This is a genomic window from Vibrio rumoiensis (genome assembly GCF_002218045.2).
Classification (GTDB): Bacteria; Pseudomonadota; Gammaproteobacteria; order Enterobacterales; family Vibrionaceae; genus Vibrio; species Vibrio rumoiensis.
Window position 1 is genome coordinate 607,643 of sequence record NZ_AP018686.1, and the last position, 17,441, is coordinate 625,083.

Genomic DNA, 17,441 nt, shown 5'->3' on the forward strand with positions numbered 1-17,441 from the left:
AGCATTCAAGATGAGCCAAGAACATCAGCTTGAGCATAATTATAACTACACGGTCGTACGTCAATTTGCCTTAGTTACCATACTTTGGGGGATTGTTGGTATGAGCGTGGGGGTTTTAATTGCTGCTCAATTAGTCTGGCCACAGCTTAACTTTGATACGCCGTGGTTGACGTACAGCCGTTTACGTCCATTACATACAAATGCCGTGATCTTTGCGTTTGGTACAAGTGCCCTATTCGCGTCATCATATTATGTTGTACAAAGAACCTGTAAAACACGTTTATTTGGTGGTTTATTAGTCCCGTTCACATTCTGGGGATGGCAGGCAATTATATTATCCGCTGTTATCTCTTTACCTTTGGGCTATACAACAAGTAAAGAATATGCCGAATTAGAATGGCCTATCGACATTGCAATTGCGGTGGTTTGGGTTGCTTATGCGGTGGTGTTCTTTGGAACCTTGATTAAGAGAAAAACCTCACATATTTATGTGGCTAACTGGTTCTTTGGTGGTTTCATATTAACGGTTGCCGTTTTACATATTGTAAACAGTATGGCGATTCCCGTTTCTTTTGGTAAGTCATATTCCATTTATTCTGGCGCTGTCGATGCCATGATTCAATGGTGGTATGGACATAATGCGGTAGGCTTCCTATTAACGGCAGGCTTCCTAGGTATGATGTATTACTTTGTACCAAAGCAAGCAGAACGTCCTGTTTACTCTTATCGTCTATCTATAGTCCATTTCTGGGGGTTAATCTCTCTTTATATTTGGGCTGGTCCTCACCACCTTCATTATACGGCTCTTCCTGATTGGACTCAGTCATTAGGGATGGTGATGTCTGTGATCTTATTCGTTCCTTCTTGGGGCGGTATGATCAACGGTATTATGACTCTATCTGGCGCTTGGCATAAACTGCGTTACGATCCAATTCTGCGTTTCTTGATTGTTTCACTGTCTTTCTATGGTATGTCTACCTTTGAAGGTCCAATGATGGCTATTAAGACAGTAAATGCCCTCTCTCATTACACTGACTGGACCATTGGCCATGTGCATTCTGGTGCGTTAGGCTGGGTTGCAATGGTGACTATTGGTTCACTATACCATCTAATTCCTAAGCTGTTTGGTCAAGAGCGTATGTACTCTATCAAACTGATCAATGTTCACTTCTGGCTTGCGACTATCGGTACTGTACTGTACATCGTTGCTATGTGGATTTCAGGTGTGATGCAAGGTTTGATGTGGCGTGCAGTGAATGCTGATGGCACATTAACTTATAGCTTTGTTGAAACGGTTGAAGCATCTCACCCATTCTACCTAGTTCGCTTTATTGGTGGTGTGATCATTGTGTCTGGTATGTTGTTGATGGCTTATAACACGTACAAAACGATTTCTGCGCCAAAGGAAAGCTTGAAAGCTATTCCTCAACCGGCTTTATAGGAGGCTATGAATATGAGTTCGAATAAGAATCGCCATTCAATAGTCGAAAAGAACGTCGGTCTATTGGCAATTTTAATGGTTTTCGGTATCAGCTTAGGGGCATTGGTTGAGATCACGCCACTAATTTTCCAAAAGCAGACAACAGAACCTGTTGAGGATTTAAAACCTTATACAGCACTCCAAATGGAAGGTCGTGATATCTACATCCGCGAAGGTTGTAGTGTTTGCCACAGCCAAATGATTCGTCCATTCCGTTCTGAAACAGAGCGTTATGGCCATTACTCTGTTGCAGGTGAATCAGTATGGGAACATCCGTTTCTATGGGGTTCTAAGCGTACAGGCCCTGATCTAGCTCGTGTAGGTGGACGTTATTCTGATGAATGGCATCGTGTTCATTTAATTGATCCACGTGAAGTTGTTCCTGAATCTATCATGCCTGGTTACCCGTGGTTGGCGGAAAATAAGTTAACTGGTGAATATACCGAGCAGAAGCTTAGAATATTCCGTGATGATTTTGGCGTGCCTTACACTGATGAACAGATTGCTAATGCTAAGAAAGATGTTGAAGGTAAAACTGAGCTAGACGCTTTGGTTGCTTATCTACAATCTCTTGGCCATGCAATGAAATGAGGAGAGTGATATGGATATCGTAACAATTCATAGTATCTGGACTCTTGTTTTATTCATCAGCTTTTGTGGCGTTGTGTGGTGGGCTTACGGAAGTAAAAGTCGCCAGTCACGTTTTGATGAAGCGGCAAATATCATTTTTGATGATGAACCAGCTGAATCAGATAAAAAACAGGGAGGAATGCAGTAATGACTACATTCTGGAGTGTTTGGATTACCGTTATTACAATAGGAACTATCCTTGGTATTGCTGCCATCTTGATCTGGTGCTTGAAAGATAAGATGGGTGTAGAAGAAGGTGCGGATATGGGGCATGAATACGATGGTATTCGTGAGCTCAACAACCCACTTCCTAAATGGTGGACCTATTTATTTTTCTCAACGTTTATTTTCGCAGCTATCTACTTAGCTTTGTTCCCAGGTCTTGGAAACTACCCTGGCCTATTAGGTTGGACAAGTTCAGCGCAGCAAGTGAAATCGGTTGAAGAAATGAAAGCGTCGATTAAATCTGCGCAAGAAAATAAGCAATTGGATCAATATGCAAAAGAGTTAGATGATGCTGATAAATTTTACGGTGAATCATTTAAACAACTTGCTTATAGCGATGATGGTTCAGCATATAGAAGCTTGCCTGAGATTGCTGCCGATCCTGATGCCTTACGTGTCGGTCAGAATTTATTTCTGCAAAACTGTTCTCAGTGTCATGGATCGGATGCTCGAGGCCAAAAAGGTTTCCCTAATTTAACTGACCATGCTTGGTTATATGGTGGTGAGCCTGAAGCCATCTTGACGACTATCCGTCAAGGTCGTGTCGGAGCGATGCCTGCTTGGGGTGAAACATTTGGTGAAGATGGTGTTCGTGAAGTTGTCAGCTATGTCTTGAGTCTATCTGGGCGTAAAGTTAACTCACGTGAAGCCGCTGCTGGTAAAGTTCGCTTTGCGGCTTGTGCTGCCTGTCATGGTACTGATGGTAAAGGCAACCCTGCGTTTGGTGCACCAGATCTGACTGATAAAGATTGGTTATTTGGTGATTCTCGAGCAGACGTAACAGAGACTGTCACTTATGGTCGTCAAGGCGTAATGCCAGCTTGGGGAAATATCTTAGGTGAAGATAAAGTCCACCTTGTCGCGGCTTATGTTTGGAGTTTAAGCAATCCAAATCAGCCTGAATCGGCTAAATAATAATAATAAGTGGTTTAACAGCCCCTAAATGGGGCTGTTTTTTCTTATATCTATTTCGTTTTATTTGTGAGAACACTATGCAAAAGCCCTGGTATAAACAATTTTGGCCTTGGTTTCTAATTTTCCTTCCTATGTGTGCTGTGGTTGGTAGCTTTGTGACACTTGGGCTATTTACTAAAAATAGTGTTGATCTGGTTTCAGAAAATTACTATCAAGAAGGTAAAGGTATCAATGTTGACTTGACTAAGATACACGTCGCCAAAGGCTTTAAGCTTAATGCTAGTGTTGTCTCGACACCTGAAGGTATAACTTTTAAATTGGATAAAGGAAAATTACCACTTTATCCTGCGCTAAAAGTGAAGTTTACTCACCGGACTCTCCCGGATCGAGATTTTGAAAAAACGCTGAGTTCTGATGCCAATGGTAACTATCGTCTTAACCTAGATACACCGTTACAAGGCCCTTGGTTTATAAAACTAGAACCACATAATCAAGAATGGATTATTCAAGGAAAAGTGACTTTTCCGACTAAAACTCCAACCGTTTTACTTGATTAAGGCGTAAATATGTCTGATCTATCGACGCAGCAAGAATGTTATCACTGTGGTGATAGCGTCCCTCCTGAGACTAATTTAAATGTCGAAATACTCGGCCTTTCTCGTCCAATGTGTTGCCCTGGTTGTCAGTCAGTGGCTCAAACCATTGTAGAGAGTGGTCTTGTTTCTTATTATCAATATCGCACTAGCCAAGCAGAAAAAGCTGAACTTGTTCCCGAGCAGTTACAAAAACTGATCCATTATGATAATGAAGATGTTCAAAGAGAATTTGTTCGACAAAATGAGCAACATCGAGAGGTGACATTGTCACTTGAGGGTGTTTCTTGTGCAGCTTGTGCTTGGCTGATAGAAAAGCAACTTATGGCTTGTACTGGTGTGATTCTTATTCGGGCCAACATCACGACTCACCGGGCTATTTTACGTTGGGACAACGACAAGGTTCATCTAAGTGAGCTATTAAAAAACATTCATCAACTTGGTTATAAAGCGGCCCCTTTTGAGCCTAATAAGCAAGAAGAAAGTTATCATCAAATGATGAAGCAGTACCTCTATCGTTTAGGGGTGGCAGGTCTAGCTACTATGCAAGTCATGATGCTTGCTATTGCTTTATATTTTGAAGTCTTTTCTGATTTAGATAGCGAGTTTAAACAATACTTACGTCTAGTGAGTTTGATATTTGCTACTCCTGTTCTACTCTATTCTGCTCAGCCTTTCTATATCAATGCTTGGCGTAGCTTGAAAGCAAGAACCTTAGGTATGGATGTGCCTGTTTCTATCGCGCTCATTTTTGCTTATGTCTCAAGTTTATGGGCAACGGTAGCGGGAAAAGGTGAAGTGTTTTTTGAATCTATTTCAATGTTTACCTTCTTTCTCTTAGTTGGACGTTTTTTAGAAATGCGGGCCCGTCGTAAAGCGGCTACCGCTAGTGCGAACTTATTGAAATTGGTTCCTGCTATGGCGAGAAAACTTGATGGTACACAAGTTCCGGTTCGTAGTTTAGTCGTTGGAGATTGTATTCGAGTCTTACCAGGTGAACATATCCCAGCTGATGGCCAAATTATCATCGGAACTACCCAGGTGGATGAATCTATGTTAACCGGAGAATCCATTCCTGTACTAAAGAACCTAGAGGATTTTGTATACGCTGGTACGATGAATGTTGGTGAGTCTTTTGAATTACGAGTGACATGCCATAAAGCCGACTCAGCCATTTCAAATATCGTTCGACTGCAAGATGAAGCTCAACTATCTAAGCCCAAAATTGCGGAAATAGCGGATCATGTCGCTAAGTACTTTGTTGCTATTATTTTAATTATTGCTGGTGCTACTTGGTTTTATTGGCATCAACATCAACCAGATTCAGCCTTTTGGATTATGCTTTCGGTTTTAGTGGCGACGTGTCCATGTGCCCTATCGCTTGCCACTCCAACCGCTGTGACTTGTTCGACTTCAAAACTAGGCAGTCTAGGTATTTTATTACGCAAAGGACACGTGTTTGAGACGTTATGCCAAGTTAATCATATTGTGTTAGATAAAACGGGAACGTTAACTGAAGGGAATATTGAAATTAGTGATACTGAAATACTCGACAATCAATATACCACCTCACAAGCGCTCGTTATCGCTGCAAGTTTAGAGCAACACGCTAATCACCCGATATCTAAAGCTTTCCAGCAATTTTCATCTGAAAATATTAAAATGGAAAATGTTTCTAATATCATTGGTTCCGGTGTATATGCTGAATATTCCGGACATACTTGGCGCATTGGCACTTTATCATTTGCTTTAAACCGTGATGATGCGAAATCGATAGCACCTCAAGCTTCCTCAATTTATTTATCATGCGATCAACGACTAATCGCTCGTTTTGAATACACGGATCCTATTCGTAAAGAAAGTTTGAGATTTATCAAAAAATTACAAGAAGCGAATATTGATATTACCCTTTTAACGGGCGATTCTGAAGTGAATACCAAAAGAGTGGCATCAACCCTTGGTATTGCTCAGTATCAATGTTCAGCCAAGCCAGAAGATAAATTATCTTTCCTACAAGCACTGAATAAACATAAGGTTACATTGATGGTCGGTGATGGTATTAATGATGCTCCAACGCTTGCCGGTGCACACCTTTCTGTTGCGATGGGCGGTGGTTCGGATGTTGCTAAAGCTTCTGCGGATATGGTTCTTCTAGGTGATAAATTGAATAAAGTTCTTGAAGCTCGAGAGCTAGCCATTAAAACTCGTGGTATTATCCGACAAAATTTAGCTTGGGCTTTAGGGTATAATGTTCTGATTTTACCTCTTGCTGTGATGGGATTCGTTGCTCCTTATTTTGCTGTAATTGGTATGTCTGCTAGCTCAATCATAGTCGTGACAAACTCTCTTCGGCTATTGAAATAAGGTTATTACAATAATGGCAAGTTTGTATTTATTAATTCCGATCGCCATCATTTTTGTCTGTCTTGCTGTTGCTTTATTTATATGGGCAGTAAAAACCGACCAATTTGATGATCTCGACCGACAAGGCCATAGTATTTTATTTGATGATAGCGATGAAGCTAAGCCAGCTTCTGTTGAACACAAAGATAAAAAGCTATGAACTCTGACTTAATCGCCGCTTTTTTTATCGGTTTACTCGGTGCTGGCCATTGTATGGGAATGTGTGGTGGTATTGCCTCACTCATGAATTTGGGGCAAGTTTCCTCAAGTCGTCAATGGTTAAACCCTCTTTGTTATAATATAGGCCGCTTACTCAGCTATACTTTAGTTGGAGCAATTATCGGCGGTTCTATTTCAACCATTTCAACTTACTCTGGTATTAATGAACCACTTAACTGGTTGAAGCTTTTATCCGCTGTTTTTATGCTTTTGCTGGCTTTATACATAGGCCAATGGTGGAATGCTCTTTTATGGTTTGAAAAAGCGGGCCAAGGCATATGGAAATATATTTCACCATTAGGACAAAAATTATTACCCGTTAAACATCCTCTTTATGCCATACCATTTGGTTTTGTTTGGGGCTGGATCCCATGTGGATTAGTCTATTCAATGCTTACTTGGTCAGCTGCTGCAGGTGATTTTATTAATGGAGGGTTAATAATGCTGGCCTTTGGTCTTGGTACTTTGCCTCTAATGTTAGCTGTTGGTGTGAGCGCGGCAAAATTAAACCAAGTGGCTAAATCCTTATTATTCAGACGCGTTGGTGCAAGTGTTTTATTGGCCTATGCCTTATTCCAATTGTATCAAGGGGTTGTCCGTTTAGTCTGACATAACTGCTCTATCAAATAATTTTCTGCTGTCCTTTAGTGGTATGAGATGCTAAAATCTTGATGTATATCAATTAAAACTGCTCGGTATTTTATGATTTCAGATAACGCAAAAACGAAACGAGTCCAATCTGGTGGTTGTGCAATTCACTGCCAGGATTGCAGCATCAGTCAATTATGCATTCCGTTTACACTGAATGATTCGGAACTGGATCAACTTGATGAAATTATTGAGCGTAAAAAACCTGTCCAGAAAGGACAAGAGATTTTTAAAGCTGGCGATGAGCTAAAATCACTTTATGCCATTCGTTCCGGTACGATAAAAAGTTACACCATAACAGAGCAAGGTGACGAACAAATCACCGCATTTCATCTAGCGGGTGATCTTATTGGCTTTGATGCGATTAATAACAATGCTCACCCTAGTTTTGCACAAGCTCTTGAAACGTCGATGGTTTGTGAGATTCCATACGAAACGTTGGATGAACTGTCTGGACAAATGCCTAAATTACGCCAGCAAATCATGCGTTTAATGAGTAATGAAATCAAAGGCGATCAAGACATGATCTTGCTCTTGTCTAAAAAGAATGCGGAAGAACGTTTGGCTGCATTCCTATATAGTTTATCGACCCGATTCTCACAACGTGGCTTCTCCCCTCGTGAATTCCGATTAACGATGACTCGTGGTGATATTGGTAATTATCTTGGTTTAACCGTCGAAACGATCAGTCGTCTTCTTGGTCGTTTCCAGAAGAGCAATATATTGAGTGTTAAAGGCAAGTACATTACGATTATCGATCATGATGCGCTGCAATTGTTAGCGGGCTTCTCTGACGAATAAAAAGAAAATCCCATATAGTTAATAAAGCCGCTCAGTATTTTACTTAGCGGCTTTTTTCTTTCTAAAATCAAGCTTCTGTCACTAATAATTCTTATAACCGTCATTCCGCAGCCAATTTCAGAATTAAAACAATGTGATCCAGTGATCGTTTACAAATGTTAGTGCGACAGACCTCTTGACCGCGATCCCCAGTTTTGATCTATTACTGTTATTTAACGGTCACTTTATTATGTCTGCTGCTCAACCTGTCATTAAACGCCTAGATCACTTAGGGCTGATCGCTGCTTTCTGCCATGAAATCGGTTTACCTGGTATTATTGATCGCATCATTCCCAAGTACTCGGATCATAACGTTTCACATGGCGATGCGGTCTTGGCGATGATTCTCAATGGTCTTGGCTTTCACAGCAGAACGCTGCATATGTTTTCTGACTTCTTCGAGACGAAGCCTGTTGCCAAGTTGCTTGCTAAAGATATTGAAGCTCACCATTTAACGGACGATGTACTCGGACGCACGTTAGATGCTTTATATGAAGCAGATGTCTCCGCACTTTATCAAGCGATTGCAGAGCATGTCGTTGATAAGCTAGGACTTAAAACAGACTCTGTACACCTTGATATCACTAGCTTCCATGTCGATGGTGAATACGCCCAGGACGAAGATCTTAATGCCATCAAGCTGGTAAAAGGCTACAGCCGAGACCACCGTCCAGAGCTAAATCAAGTGGTCCTTGAGTTGATTTGCGAAAATCAAGCTGGCCTGCCTGTTTACATGCAAGCGCTTAGTGGTAACACCAATGATGCTAAGGCATTCTCAGAAGTCACTAAACGGCATATTCATTGCCTGAAGGCAGCTCAAAACAGTCGCTACTTCATCGCCGATGCCGCTTTATACACCGAAGAGAGCATTCGTTCACTGGATGAGCAACAACAGAAGTTTATTACGCGTGTTCCAATGACCATTAAATCAGCCAAAGAGGCCTTAATGAACCTTGAGCCAGAGCAGCTGAGCCATATCGGCAATGGCTACTCGGGTTGTTGGATTGACGCTGATTATGGCTCGGTATCTCAGAAGTGGCTGTTGATTCATAGTGAACAAGCAACCAAGCGAGAACAGGTAACGTTTTATAAGAACTTAGACAAAAATATCACCAAAGAGCTGAAAGCGCTGGGACAACTAAAGAAAAAGCAGTTTGCTTGCGCAGTGGATGCCGAGCAAGCAATGAGCGACTTCGCCAACCAGTGTCATTTGCTTGGCTTCGCGCAATCAACCATCGTTAAAGAGCCAATTTATTCAGGTCGTGGTCGGCCGAAGAAAGATGAAAAGCCGACGGGATACCACTATTTGATAGATGCTACGCCTTATACCGATCTAGAAAAGGTGAAACTGGCCAAGCTTAAAGTAGGTATGTTTATTCTCGCCACCAACGATACTGACAACACCGACCTAACAATGGTTGCATTGCTTGAACATTACAAGTCTCAGCAAAAGGTCGAGCGCGGCTTTCGCTTTTTGAAAAGCCCTGAGTTCTTAACATCATCAATTTTCCTGAAGAAACCTCAGCGAATCGAGGCACTACTGATGATCATGACGCTGAGCCTACTCGTCTACGCAAGCTTAGAGCACAAAATCCGAGAGAGTCTCACTAAGACCGAGGAATTCTTTCCTAGCATGGTAAAGAACAAGACGACAACTAAACCGACGGCACGTTGGGTATTCTTAAAATTCGAAGGTATCGACACACTCGAATTTGGCGGCCAAAGCTTCATAACGGGTGTTCAAGAGCATCAGACTCGGCTGCTTAAGCTTCTTGGTGTTCTGTATGAAGCAGTTTATTCCTAAATTGGCTGCGGAATCTCGGTTATAAATTTCAGCTAAAGTAATAACAGTACCAACGGATTCCTTTGCTGTAAGAATCATGTATGAATCTAGGCATGTCGTCCCCTTGGTATATTTTGATCAACATTATTTGTCGGTCACTTGAGTGAAGAAAGGGAGTGCTTATTATGAACTCATATAAGAATATTTTAGTCGTTGCTGATGTTAACAATGTCGAACAATCGGCTCTCGCGCGTGCTTTTCAAATTGTCCAAGACCTCCCTGATCCCGCCCCCATTACATTCTTTCTATCTATCTATGATTTTTCATATGACATGACCTCTATGTTGTCTTCAGAAGAAAGGGATGCAATGAGGCGTGGTGTTATTCAACAGCGTGAAGAATGGATGAAAGAAGTCGCTCAACCTTATTTGAATAATGGGGTAGAATTCAACATTAAAGTCGTTTGGCATCATCGTCCTTATGAAGCCATTATTGGAGAAGTATTTTCTGGTGATCATGATATCGTCTTAAAAGCGACTCGTAAGCATGATGCACTTGAATCAGTGTTTTTTACTCCAACTGATTGGCATTTACTACGCAAATGTCCATGCCCTGTTTTACTCGTTAAAAATCATGATTGGCCCGTGAATGGCAACATTATTGCTTCTGTACACGTAGGCTCTGAAAATACAACGCATACTGCACTCAATGAAAGTATGGTAAATCAAGGGCTTAAATTCTCTAAACAACTCAATGCGGAGCTGTTTTTAGTTAATTCATACCCGGTAACTCCAGCTAATATTACCGTTGAGCTTCCTGAATTCGATCCTACGTCTTATTCCGATGCCGTCCGTGGTTTTCACTTAACAGCGATGAAAGCTTTGCGTCAAAAGTATGGTATCGATGAAGAACATACCAGAGTGATTGAAGGTCTTCCGGAAGATGTTATCCCTAAAACAGCGAAAGAAATTGATGCGGGGCTAGTTATTTTAGGAACGACAGGCAGAACTGGGCTTTCCGCTGTTTTCATTGGTAATACCGCTGAAAATGTTATTGATAAAATAAATTGTGATGTATTAGCACTTAAGCCTGAAGGTTTTATTAGCCCTTTAGATCCTAATTCATAACGAAAATATGTAAATCAATTAAAGCGCCAAATACAAAGAGCAACCCTTCCGAGTGTTGCTCTTTTGTCATTTCTGGGTATGATACGGCCTTTATTTATGCAGTACCGTTGGACTCAAAACAGCGGCATCCAGCAACATCATCAAGCACCGCTTGAGACCAGTTAAGGCAAATCACCATGAATTCAGATCAAAATACTGTTGAAGAACTTGAGCAAAAAGCAAAAAATAAAGCTGAGCAGTATAATTTCAACAAACTACAAAAGCGTATTCGTCGTAATACAGGTCAAGCTATTGCTGACTTTAATATGATTGAAGATGGCGATCGTATCATGGTATGTCTCTCTGGCGGTAAAGATAGCTTTACTATGTTAGATATTTTGATGAGCTTACAAAAAAGTGCCCCTGTCAATTTTGAGCTTGTCGCTGTCAATTTAGACCAAAAGCAACCAGGTTTTCCTGATCATATTCTACCGGCTTACCTTGAGTCATTAGGTATCGAATATAAGATCGTTGAAGAAGATACTTATTCTATCGTTCAAGATAAGATCCCTGAAGGTAAAACGACTTGCTCTCTTTGTTCTCGTTTACGCCGTGGAATTTTATACCGCACTGCTAATGAGATTGGTGCAACCAAAATTGCCCTTGGACATCATCGTGACGATATCTTGGAAACATTATTTTTAAATATGTTCCATGGCGGAAAAATGAAAGCAATGCCACCTAAATTGGTATCCGATAACGGTGAGCACGTGGTAATCCGCCCTCTTGCTTATTGCCGAGAGAAAGACATTATTAAGTTTTCTGCCTTGCGTGACTACCCTATTATTCCTTGTAATTTATGTGGCTCACAACCTAACTTGCAGCGTCAAAACATTAAGCAAATGCTTAACGAATGGGATAAGCGCTTCCCTGGGCGTATTGAGACAATGTTCAAAGCAGTTCAAAACGTAGTACCTAGTCACTTAGCCGATTATAATTTGTTTGATTTTAAATCGATCAATCGTGACTCAGGTGTTATCAATGGTGGTGATATTGGCTTTGATAAAGAAACATTACCTGAAAGCTCTGTGCCATCAGAAGATGCCATTGAGTTTGATCCTAGCTTACAACTGGATGTAACGAATATTTAATCAGGTTCATCTCAATAAAAAAGAGCCGAACAATTCGACATTGTTCGGCTCTTTTACTTTCAATAATACTGATTATTTTTCAAGTAAAGGTAATGCTCTGAAAGTAGCTTGTGGTAATAATAACGATTCACCTTCAGAAAGATCAGCTAATCTTACTTTCGCTTTACCGTCATCAATTGGGAACGTATTACCTTTAGTGGTTTGAATGATACCCTGTTTTACCCCATCAAACTCTAATGTAAGACCGATCACTTTGGGTGCGAACCAACTTGAAAACATTCCACCTAGATCATCGAGCATCTTGCTCATCTGTGGCAATAGTTGCTTAATATCTTGATAGGAAACGTCACCGGAAAGGGGCTGTTTAGTCATCACAACCATCGAGAAGTCACAGGTCTTACCTTGTTCAGCATTAACGTAAACTAAAGGGCCAACCTGTCGTAAGTTATCATCAAGCGGAACGATAAGTTCTTGAGATGGCGGAATAACAAACTCTTCATAATGTTTGTCTTTTTCCATCCAGGCTTTATCAATTTTACATAAGCGTGAAGTTTGGTGCTCTTGAAAAAAGAACGCGACTTTTACATCGGGATGGCCTTCTTCAAGGTTATTCTTCATCTGAGTATAAAGCTTAGAATAATTAAAACGATACTGCTGAGCATGTGCTGGTAGTGCCAAAATGGAAGCGCATAACGCGGCGGCCAAGCCTATACGACGAATAGTAACCATTATTTGTCCGTCCAAAACTCAGCGTTATGCTTAATCATTGCCTGAAGGTCATCAACGTAATCTTGCCCACGCTCAGAATAACTAAGTAAGCCGTTCGTTAACTCTAATGCGGTTGCTTGAGATTTTAAATCTTGCTCATTGCCGGATAATTTTGCTCGGATATCACGTAGTTCTTTATAAGCGTTATTACGATTGACATTCATAAAGTATGCATGGATCGACTCTTGTGGAGAATCAAATTTCGCCACTTCATGTGTTGCGCCTTCTGCACGTTGTAAAGGAACGAGACCACAACCTTCTACGTAGCACCACTGTCCAAAAAAGTTATTTCCTTCTTTAGCAAACCTTGATGTGCCCCATGCAGATTCATTCGCCGCTTGAGTTAATACTAGTGACTGAGGCAAGACATTGACACGATTTAACATCGTATCTAACCAAGCGTCATCAATGCCTGTTTCAGGGATAGCTAGTTCATAATCTTCAGCTAATTGTTTTGCCTTTGATGGTATTGATGTTAAATCACCATCATCAAACTGTTTTTTTATGTCCAATAATTCATGGCGTTCTTCTACGACACGAGCATTCTCTTTTTTAATCCCAGGACGAAGCGTGTCAAAGAACTTTTGTTTTTTAAGGTGAATATCATCAACTGGCATTGGCGCTTTAGGTTTTACTTTAGTCGCCTCTTCTTTTGAATGTTGATTGTAATGGTTTTGATAATAATAAACCGACCAAAAAGCGAGAATCGCTAAAGCCATGATGATTTTTTTCTTCATGCGTCAAATACCTGTGATTGTTTGTTGTTATTGCTTGGAGGTGTGCCGTTACCACCAGAGTTAATAATTTTCATCTTAATTCCAAACATATCGCGGTAAATAATACCTTTGACATGAAAAAAGAAAGGGAGCACTAAAATGAAACCGATGCCGTAAAAAAGAGCGGCAACAAAAAACATCACGAGTATCAATGCATAAACAGCAACGACGGGTAATAGTTTTTTATTAATGGCTCTTAAGGAAAGTAATAATGAACGCATAGGCGTCATTCGTTTTTCACAAACAAGAAAAACAGAGTTACTAAACGCCATCGAAAAGTATAAAGACAAGAAAGGTAGAATCGCACCAGCAAGGCCTTGTAAAACTAATCCCATTAAGGTGACTAACATAACCGGAACCGTGAAGTGCAGACCTTTGAAAATATGATTTGTTCTCGTTTTGAAGCCCGTTGCATGGCTCATCGCCATTAAGCAAACACCGGCATATAAAGGTGCACTAATAATTTCATAGCTAAAATTTGCAATCATGACTGATTGAACGATACTTTCGATTTTCGACGAGTCAGCACTACCATCAAGTAATGAGAATAAGACGCTAGGATCACCAAGTTGCATTTTTAGAGCAACCATGAAAATAGCGATTTGCAGAATAATCAACACCACAATAGTTGGTGAAAATGACCAAAAGTTTTTCCGTGTAAGCTGCCAAGCTTCTCTGATTATATTGCCCGCTTTTAATTCGTACTGCCCAGACAATGCGGTTTCAATATTACCACCGACATTAAATTCTTTTTCTACATTATCATTCATAAAATAGGTATCCAGCATCTCTAACCCGCATAATTGTGGCTCATTATACTCAAGACACTCTAATATGCGAGTTTGTCGCTTTTTTTAAAGCATTTCATTTTGTAAAAGCATTGATTTACAACTCTTTGTGACGTTGTAAATATTCTTTTTTGTATCTCAAATCTTAATGGATAATAATTGAGCGTCTGTAGACAAAAAATGCTAGGAATTATACTGAATGGCGACTATGATTCGCCCTCAAATTTTTGTGTCTAACATCGCTGTTCTTTCTTGGGAGAAATACAGAAATTGAAAGTTGAATCTACACACACTTCTACCGTTATTCAGCTGTCTGGTATCAGCAAAAGCTTTGATGGAAAACCTATCATTGAAAACTTAGATCTCAATGTTAATCATGGTGAGTTTTTAACGATTTTAGGGCCTTCAGGTTGTGGTAAAACAACGGTATTAAGGATGATTGCTGGTTTTGAAACGGTGGATTCAGGAACCGTGTTACTCGCAAATGATGATGTTACAGAGCAGCCGCCAGAAAAAAGGCATGTCAATACCGTCTTTCAAAGTTATGCCCTCTTCCCTCACATGACCGTTTTTGAAAATGTTGCGTTCGGTCTAAGAATGCAAAAAGTGGCACAATCTGAAGTAGAAACTCGTGTTGAAGATGCTCTCAAAATGGTTCGTTTAGAATCCATGGCACAACGGAAACCGCACCAACTATCAGGTGGTCAACAACAGCGTATTGCCATTGCACGCGCAGTAGTTAATAAGCCTAAAGTATTATTACTTGATGAATCATTATCCGCTCTGGATTATAAATTACGTAAACAAATGCAACTGGAATTAAAGCAGCTTCAGCGTCAGCTGGGCATTACTTTTATTTTTGTTACGCACGATCAAGAAGAAGCGCTTTCTATGTCAGACCGTATCATAGTGATGCGTGATGGTGTAATTGAACAAGATGGTTCTCCTCGTGAAATTTATGAAGAACCTAAAAATCTTTTTGTGGCCAGCTTTATTGGTGAAATAAACACATTTGAAGCCACTGTCGTCAAACGTCATGATGACAAAACGATCACCGCGCTTATTGAAGGTGTCGAGTGTTCTGTCCACTACAAACACCCAGTCCAACCCGGCCAACATCTTAATGTTCTTCTTCGCCCTGAAGATGTTCGTATTGAAGAGATTAAAGAATCTGAAGATATTGGTATTGTTGGACACGTTACGGAACGAACATACAAAGGGATGACTTTAGATTCGGTTGTTGAACTTGAATCGGGTATGCGCGTTATGGTCAGTGAGTTCTTTAATGAAGATGATCCTGATGTTGATCACTCTATCGGTCAAAAAGTATCGGTCACTTGGGTTGAGAGTTGGGAAGTTGTTTTACCCCAAGATGTTAAACTTCATCATGAAGCCACAGAGTAAATGCTAATGAAGAAATTAAATCTTCAAAATAGCATTGTGCTTTTGATTGTCTCTTGGCTGATGCTGTTTGTTTTCATTCCAAATTTGATGATTATCATTACGAGCTTTTTAACTCGTGATGAAGCTAACTTAATTGAATTAACATTCACATTAAGTAATTACACTCGTCTACTGGATCCTCTTTATGCCAAGGTTATGTTGCACTCGTTGTACATGGCTGTGGTTGCCACTGGTCTGTGTTTGTTGATTGGTTACCCTTTTGCTTATATCGTCGCGAAGATGCCAGTTAAAATTCGCCCATTCATGTTGTTCATGGTGATTGTACCGTTTTGGACCAATTCACTGATTCGAACCTATGGCCTCAAGATTGTATTAGGTACTCAAGGTATCGTGAATAAAAGTTTAATGGCTATTGGACTTATTGAGCATCCAATGCGCATCATGTACACCGAAACCGCTGTGATGATTGGACTTGTTTACATCTTGCTACCTTTTATGATTCTGCCTCTTTATTCTGCTATCGAAAAACTGGATCGCACTTATATAGAAGCTGCAAGAGATTTGGGCGCGAATAAGCTGCAAACTCTTTTAAAAGTTATTTTGCCACTGACGATGCCGGGAATTATTGGCGGTTGTTTATTGGTGTTACTCCCTGCTCTTGGGATGTTCTATGTTTCAGACTTATTAGGTGGCGCGAAGAACTTATTGATCGGTAATGTCATTAAGAGCCAAGTCTTAAATGCCCGTGATTGGCCATTTGGTGCGGCAACCAGTATCGCATTGACATTAGTAATGGCATTAATGCTTTATGCTTACTACCGTGCTGGGAAGTTACTTAATAAAAATGTGGAGTTAGACTGATGAAAAAGTCCTTTGGTGGAAACATTGCCAAGTCTAGCTTTTTGAGTTTGGTCTATTTGTTTTTATATTTACCGATTATCGTTTTAATTGTAAATTCATTTAATGCCAGTAAATTCGGCATTAAATGGGGCGGCTTTACAACAAAGTGGTATGGTGAGTTACTCAATAACGATAGTTTAATTCAAGCGGCTGGGCACTCAATTACTATTGCTGTTTTTTCAGCGACTGCCGCAACGATTATTGGTAGTTTAACTGCGGTTGCGTTATTTCGATATCAATTTAAAGGCAAAGGTGCGGTAAATGGATTACTGTTTATTGTGATGATGTCGCCTGATATTGTTATGGCGATTTCACTGCTTGCTTTATTTCTTGTGATTGGTTTTGAGCTGGGGCTTATTACCCTTTTGATTTCTCATATCACCTTTTGCTTACCTTTTGTTGTCGTCACTGTTTACAGCCGATTAAAAGGCTTCGATGTGAAGATGCTGGAAGCGGCAAAAGATTTAGGTGCAGGTGAATGGATCATACTTAAACGTATCATTCTCCCTTTAGCAAAGCCGGCGGTTGCTGCTGGTTGGTTGCTGAGCTTCACTCTATCACTGGACGATGTCATTATTAGCTCTTTTGTGACTGGACCAAGCTATGAAATTCTACCGTTAAAAATTTACTCAATGGTAAAGGTGGGAATTTCACCTGAAGTCAATGCATTAGCTACCGTTATGTTGATCGTATCTTTAATTTTAGTGATGCTCTCGCAAGTATTAGCTAGAGATAAGGTCAAATAAAGCTCTATATCTCCTACTTTCAAAGCCTGCCATTATGCAGGCTTTTTTATGCTTAGACGGATGAAA

Annotated in this window: 18 protein-coding genes; 15 read left to right on the forward strand and 3 right to left on the reverse strand. The window is 40.4% G+C overall.

Annotation, left to right across the window (positions count from 1 at the left end; genetic code table 11):
• Nucleotides 1–10 precede the first annotated feature (10 nt).
• From ccoN to ttcA, 12 genes are all read left to right on the forward strand, one after another.
• On the forward strand, nt 11–1,441 hold the full coding sequence (gene ccoN / locus VRUMOI_RS15185; RefSeq protein ID WP_089140275.1) for a cytochrome-c oxidase, cbb3-type subunit I: 1,431 nt from the start codon (nt 11–13) through the stop codon (nt 1,439–1,441).
• 12 nt (nt 1,442–1,453) lie between these two features.
• Nucleotides 1,454–2,071 carry a cytochrome-c oxidase, cbb3-type subunit II gene (ccoO, locus tag VRUMOI_RS15190; RefSeq protein WP_089140276.1) on the forward strand — a complete coding sequence of 206 codons (618 nt, stop codon included), beginning with the start codon at nt 1,454–1,456 and terminating at the stop codon, nt 2,069–2,071.
• A 10-nt stretch (nt 2,072–2,081) separates the two neighbouring features.
• Nucleotides 2,082–2,258 carry a cbb3-type cytochrome oxidase subunit 3 gene (locus tag VRUMOI_RS15195; RefSeq protein ID WP_089140277.1) on the forward strand — a complete coding sequence of 59 codons (177 nt, stop codon included), beginning with the start codon at nt 2,082–2,084 and terminating at the stop codon, nt 2,256–2,258.
• Entirely contained in the window at nt 2,258–3,250 is a 993-nt protein-coding gene (gene ccoP / locus VRUMOI_RS15200) for a cytochrome-c oxidase, cbb3-type subunit III (protein WP_089140278.1), read from the forward strand. Before VRUMOI_RS15195 ends, ccoP begins: the two co-directional genes overlap by 1 nt.
• A gap of 77 nt (nt 3,251–3,327) precedes the next feature.
• Complete coding sequence (locus VRUMOI_RS15205; RefSeq protein ID WP_089140279.1) at nt 3,328–3,807, forward strand: FixH family protein; 480 nt, start codon at nt 3,328–3,330, stop codon at nt 3,805–3,807.
• A 9-nt stretch (nt 3,808–3,816) separates the two neighbouring features.
• Nucleotides 3,817–6,207: a heavy metal translocating P-type ATPase gene (locus VRUMOI_RS15210; RefSeq protein WP_089140280.1), complete on the forward strand. Its 2,391-nt coding sequence runs from the start codon at nt 3,817–3,819 to the stop codon at nt 6,205–6,207.
• Between the two features lie 13 nt (nt 6,208–6,220).
• Nucleotides 6,221–6,406: a cbb3-type cytochrome oxidase assembly protein CcoS gene (ccoS, locus tag VRUMOI_RS15215; protein WP_089140281.1), complete on the forward strand. Its 186-nt coding sequence runs from the start codon at nt 6,221–6,223 to the stop codon at nt 6,404–6,406.
• On the forward strand, nt 6,403–7,074 hold the full coding sequence (locus tag VRUMOI_RS15220) for a sulfite exporter TauE/SafE family protein (RefSeq protein WP_089140282.1): 672 nt from the start codon (nt 6,403–6,405) through the stop codon (nt 7,072–7,074). Before ccoS ends, VRUMOI_RS15220 begins: the two co-directional genes overlap by 4 nt.
• 93 nt (nt 7,075–7,167) lie before the next feature.
• On the forward strand, nt 7,168–7,914 hold the full coding sequence (locus tag VRUMOI_RS15225; protein ID WP_089140283.1) for an FNR family transcription factor: 747 nt from the start codon (nt 7,168–7,170) through the stop codon (nt 7,912–7,914).
• A 229-nt stretch (nt 7,915–8,143) separates the two neighbouring features.
• Complete coding sequence (locus VRUMOI_RS15230; RefSeq protein WP_089140390.1) at nt 8,144–9,757, forward strand: IS1634 family transposase; 1,614 nt, start codon at nt 8,144–8,146, stop codon at nt 9,755–9,757.
• Between the two features lie 164 nt (nt 9,758–9,921).
• Nucleotides 9,922–10,863 carry a universal stress protein UspE gene (gene uspE / locus VRUMOI_RS15235; protein WP_089140284.1) on the forward strand — a complete coding sequence of 314 codons (942 nt, stop codon included), beginning with the start codon at nt 9,922–9,924 and terminating at the stop codon, nt 10,861–10,863.
• 176 nt (nt 10,864–11,039) lie between these two features.
• Entirely contained in the window at nt 11,040–11,993 is a 954-nt protein-coding gene (gene ttcA, locus VRUMOI_RS15240; RefSeq protein WP_089140285.1) for a tRNA 2-thiocytidine(32) synthetase TtcA, read from the forward strand.
• Nucleotides 11,994–12,065: 72 nt separating this feature from the next.
• Here ttcA and VRUMOI_RS15245 read toward each other — a convergent pair whose 3' ends face one another.
• From VRUMOI_RS15245 to VRUMOI_RS15255, 3 genes are read right to left on the reverse strand one after another with little or no spacing between them, the layout of a single operon-like run.
• Nucleotides 12,066–12,722, reverse strand: a complete 657-nt coding sequence (locus VRUMOI_RS15245; protein ID WP_089140286.1) for a DUF2987 domain-containing protein — start codon at nt 12,720–12,722, stop codon at nt 12,066–12,068.
• On the reverse strand, nt 12,722–13,498 hold the full coding sequence (locus VRUMOI_RS15250; protein ID WP_089140287.1) for a glucosaminidase domain-containing protein: 777 nt from the start codon (nt 13,496–13,498) through the stop codon (nt 12,722–12,724). The genes VRUMOI_RS15245 and VRUMOI_RS15250 overlap by 1 nt, the downstream gene beginning before the upstream one ends.
• The gene (locus VRUMOI_RS15255) at nt 13,495–14,307 is read right to left on the reverse strand and encodes a DUF2189 domain-containing protein (RefSeq protein WP_089140415.1); all 813 of its coding nucleotides are present in this window, start codon (nt 14,305–14,307) and stop codon (nt 13,495–13,497) included. Before VRUMOI_RS15255 ends, VRUMOI_RS15250 begins: the two co-directional genes overlap by 4 nt.
• A 270-nt stretch (nt 14,308–14,577) precedes the next feature.
• On the opposite strand from VRUMOI_RS15255, the gene potA reads away from it, so the two are divergent.
• Genes potA through potC form a run of 3 tightly spaced genes read left to right on the forward strand, consistent with a single transcriptional unit; the run spans nt 14,578 to nt 17,375 of the window.
• Nucleotides 14,578–15,729, forward strand: coding sequence for a spermidine/putrescine ABC transporter ATP-binding protein PotA (gene potA / locus VRUMOI_RS15260; RefSeq protein WP_408646275.1), 1,152 nt, complete (start codon nt 14,578–14,580; stop codon nt 15,727–15,729).
• The gene (gene potB / locus VRUMOI_RS15265; protein WP_089140289.1) at nt 15,730–16,590 is read left to right on the forward strand and encodes a spermidine/putrescine ABC transporter permease PotB; all 861 of its coding nucleotides are present in this window, start codon (nt 15,730–15,732) and stop codon (nt 16,588–16,590) included.
• On the forward strand, nt 16,590–17,375 hold the full coding sequence (potC, locus tag VRUMOI_RS15270; RefSeq protein ID WP_089140290.1) for a spermidine/putrescine ABC transporter permease PotC: 786 nt from the start codon (nt 16,590–16,592) through the stop codon (nt 17,373–17,375). The genes potB and potC overlap by 1 nt, the downstream gene beginning before the upstream one ends.
• Nucleotides 17,376–17,441: the final 66 nt, after the last annotated feature.

Bases quoted from the DNA above. Each gene is read 5' to 3' on its own strand.
- VRUMOI_RS15210 (WP_089140280.1), top strand. From the start codon at position 3,817: ATGTCTGATCTATCGACGCAGCAAGAATGTTATCACTGTGGTGATAGC.
- ttcA (WP_089140285.1), top strand. From the start codon at position 11,040: ATGAATTCAGATCAAAATACTGTTGAAGAACTTGAGCAAAAAGCAAAA.
- VRUMOI_RS15250 (WP_089140287.1), bottom strand. From the start codon at position 13,498: ATGAAGAAAAAAATCATCATGGCTTTAGCGATTCTCGCTTTTTGGTCG.
- uspE (WP_089140284.1), top strand. From the start codon at position 9,922: ATGAACTCATATAAGAATATTTTAGTCGTTGCTGATGTTAACAATGTC.
- VRUMOI_RS15230 (WP_089140390.1), top strand. From the start codon at position 8,144: ATGTCTGCTGCTCAACCTGTCATTAAACGCCTAGATCACTTAGGGCTG.
- VRUMOI_RS15195 (WP_089140277.1), top strand. From the start codon at position 2,082: ATGGATATCGTAACAATTCATAGTATCTGGACTCTTGTTTTATTCATC.
- ccoO (WP_089140276.1), top strand. From the start codon at position 1,454: ATGAGTTCGAATAAGAATCGCCATTCAATAGTCGAAAAGAACGTCGGT.
- ccoP (WP_089140278.1), top strand. From the start codon at position 2,258: ATGACTACATTCTGGAGTGTTTGGATTACCGTTATTACAATAGGAACT.
- VRUMOI_RS15255 (WP_089140415.1), bottom strand. From the start codon at position 14,307: ATGAATGATAATGTAGAAAAAGAATTTAATGTCGGTGGTAATATTGAA.
- VRUMOI_RS15225 (WP_089140283.1), top strand. From the start codon at position 7,168: ATGATTTCAGATAACGCAAAAACGAAACGAGTCCAATCTGGTGGTTGT.
- potB (WP_089140289.1), top strand. From the start codon at position 15,730: ATGCTAATGAAGAAATTAAATCTTCAAAATAGCATTGTGCTTTTGATT.
- potC (WP_089140290.1), top strand. From the start codon at position 16,590: ATGAAAAAGTCCTTTGGTGGAAACATTGCCAAGTCTAGCTTTTTGAGT.
- VRUMOI_RS15205 (WP_089140279.1), top strand. From the start codon at position 3,328: ATGCAAAAGCCCTGGTATAAACAATTTTGGCCTTGGTTTCTAATTTTC.
- ccoN (WP_089140275.1), top strand. From the start codon at position 11: ATGAGCCAAGAACATCAGCTTGAGCATAATTATAACTACACGGTCGTA.
- ccoS (WP_089140281.1), top strand. From the start codon at position 6,221: ATGGCAAGTTTGTATTTATTAATTCCGATCGCCATCATTTTTGTCTGT.
- VRUMOI_RS15245 (WP_089140286.1), bottom strand. From the start codon at position 12,722: ATGGTTACTATTCGTCGTATAGGCTTGGCCGCCGCGTTATGCGCTTCC.
- VRUMOI_RS15220 (WP_089140282.1), top strand. From the start codon at position 6,403: ATGAACTCTGACTTAATCGCCGCTTTTTTTATCGGTTTACTCGGTGCT.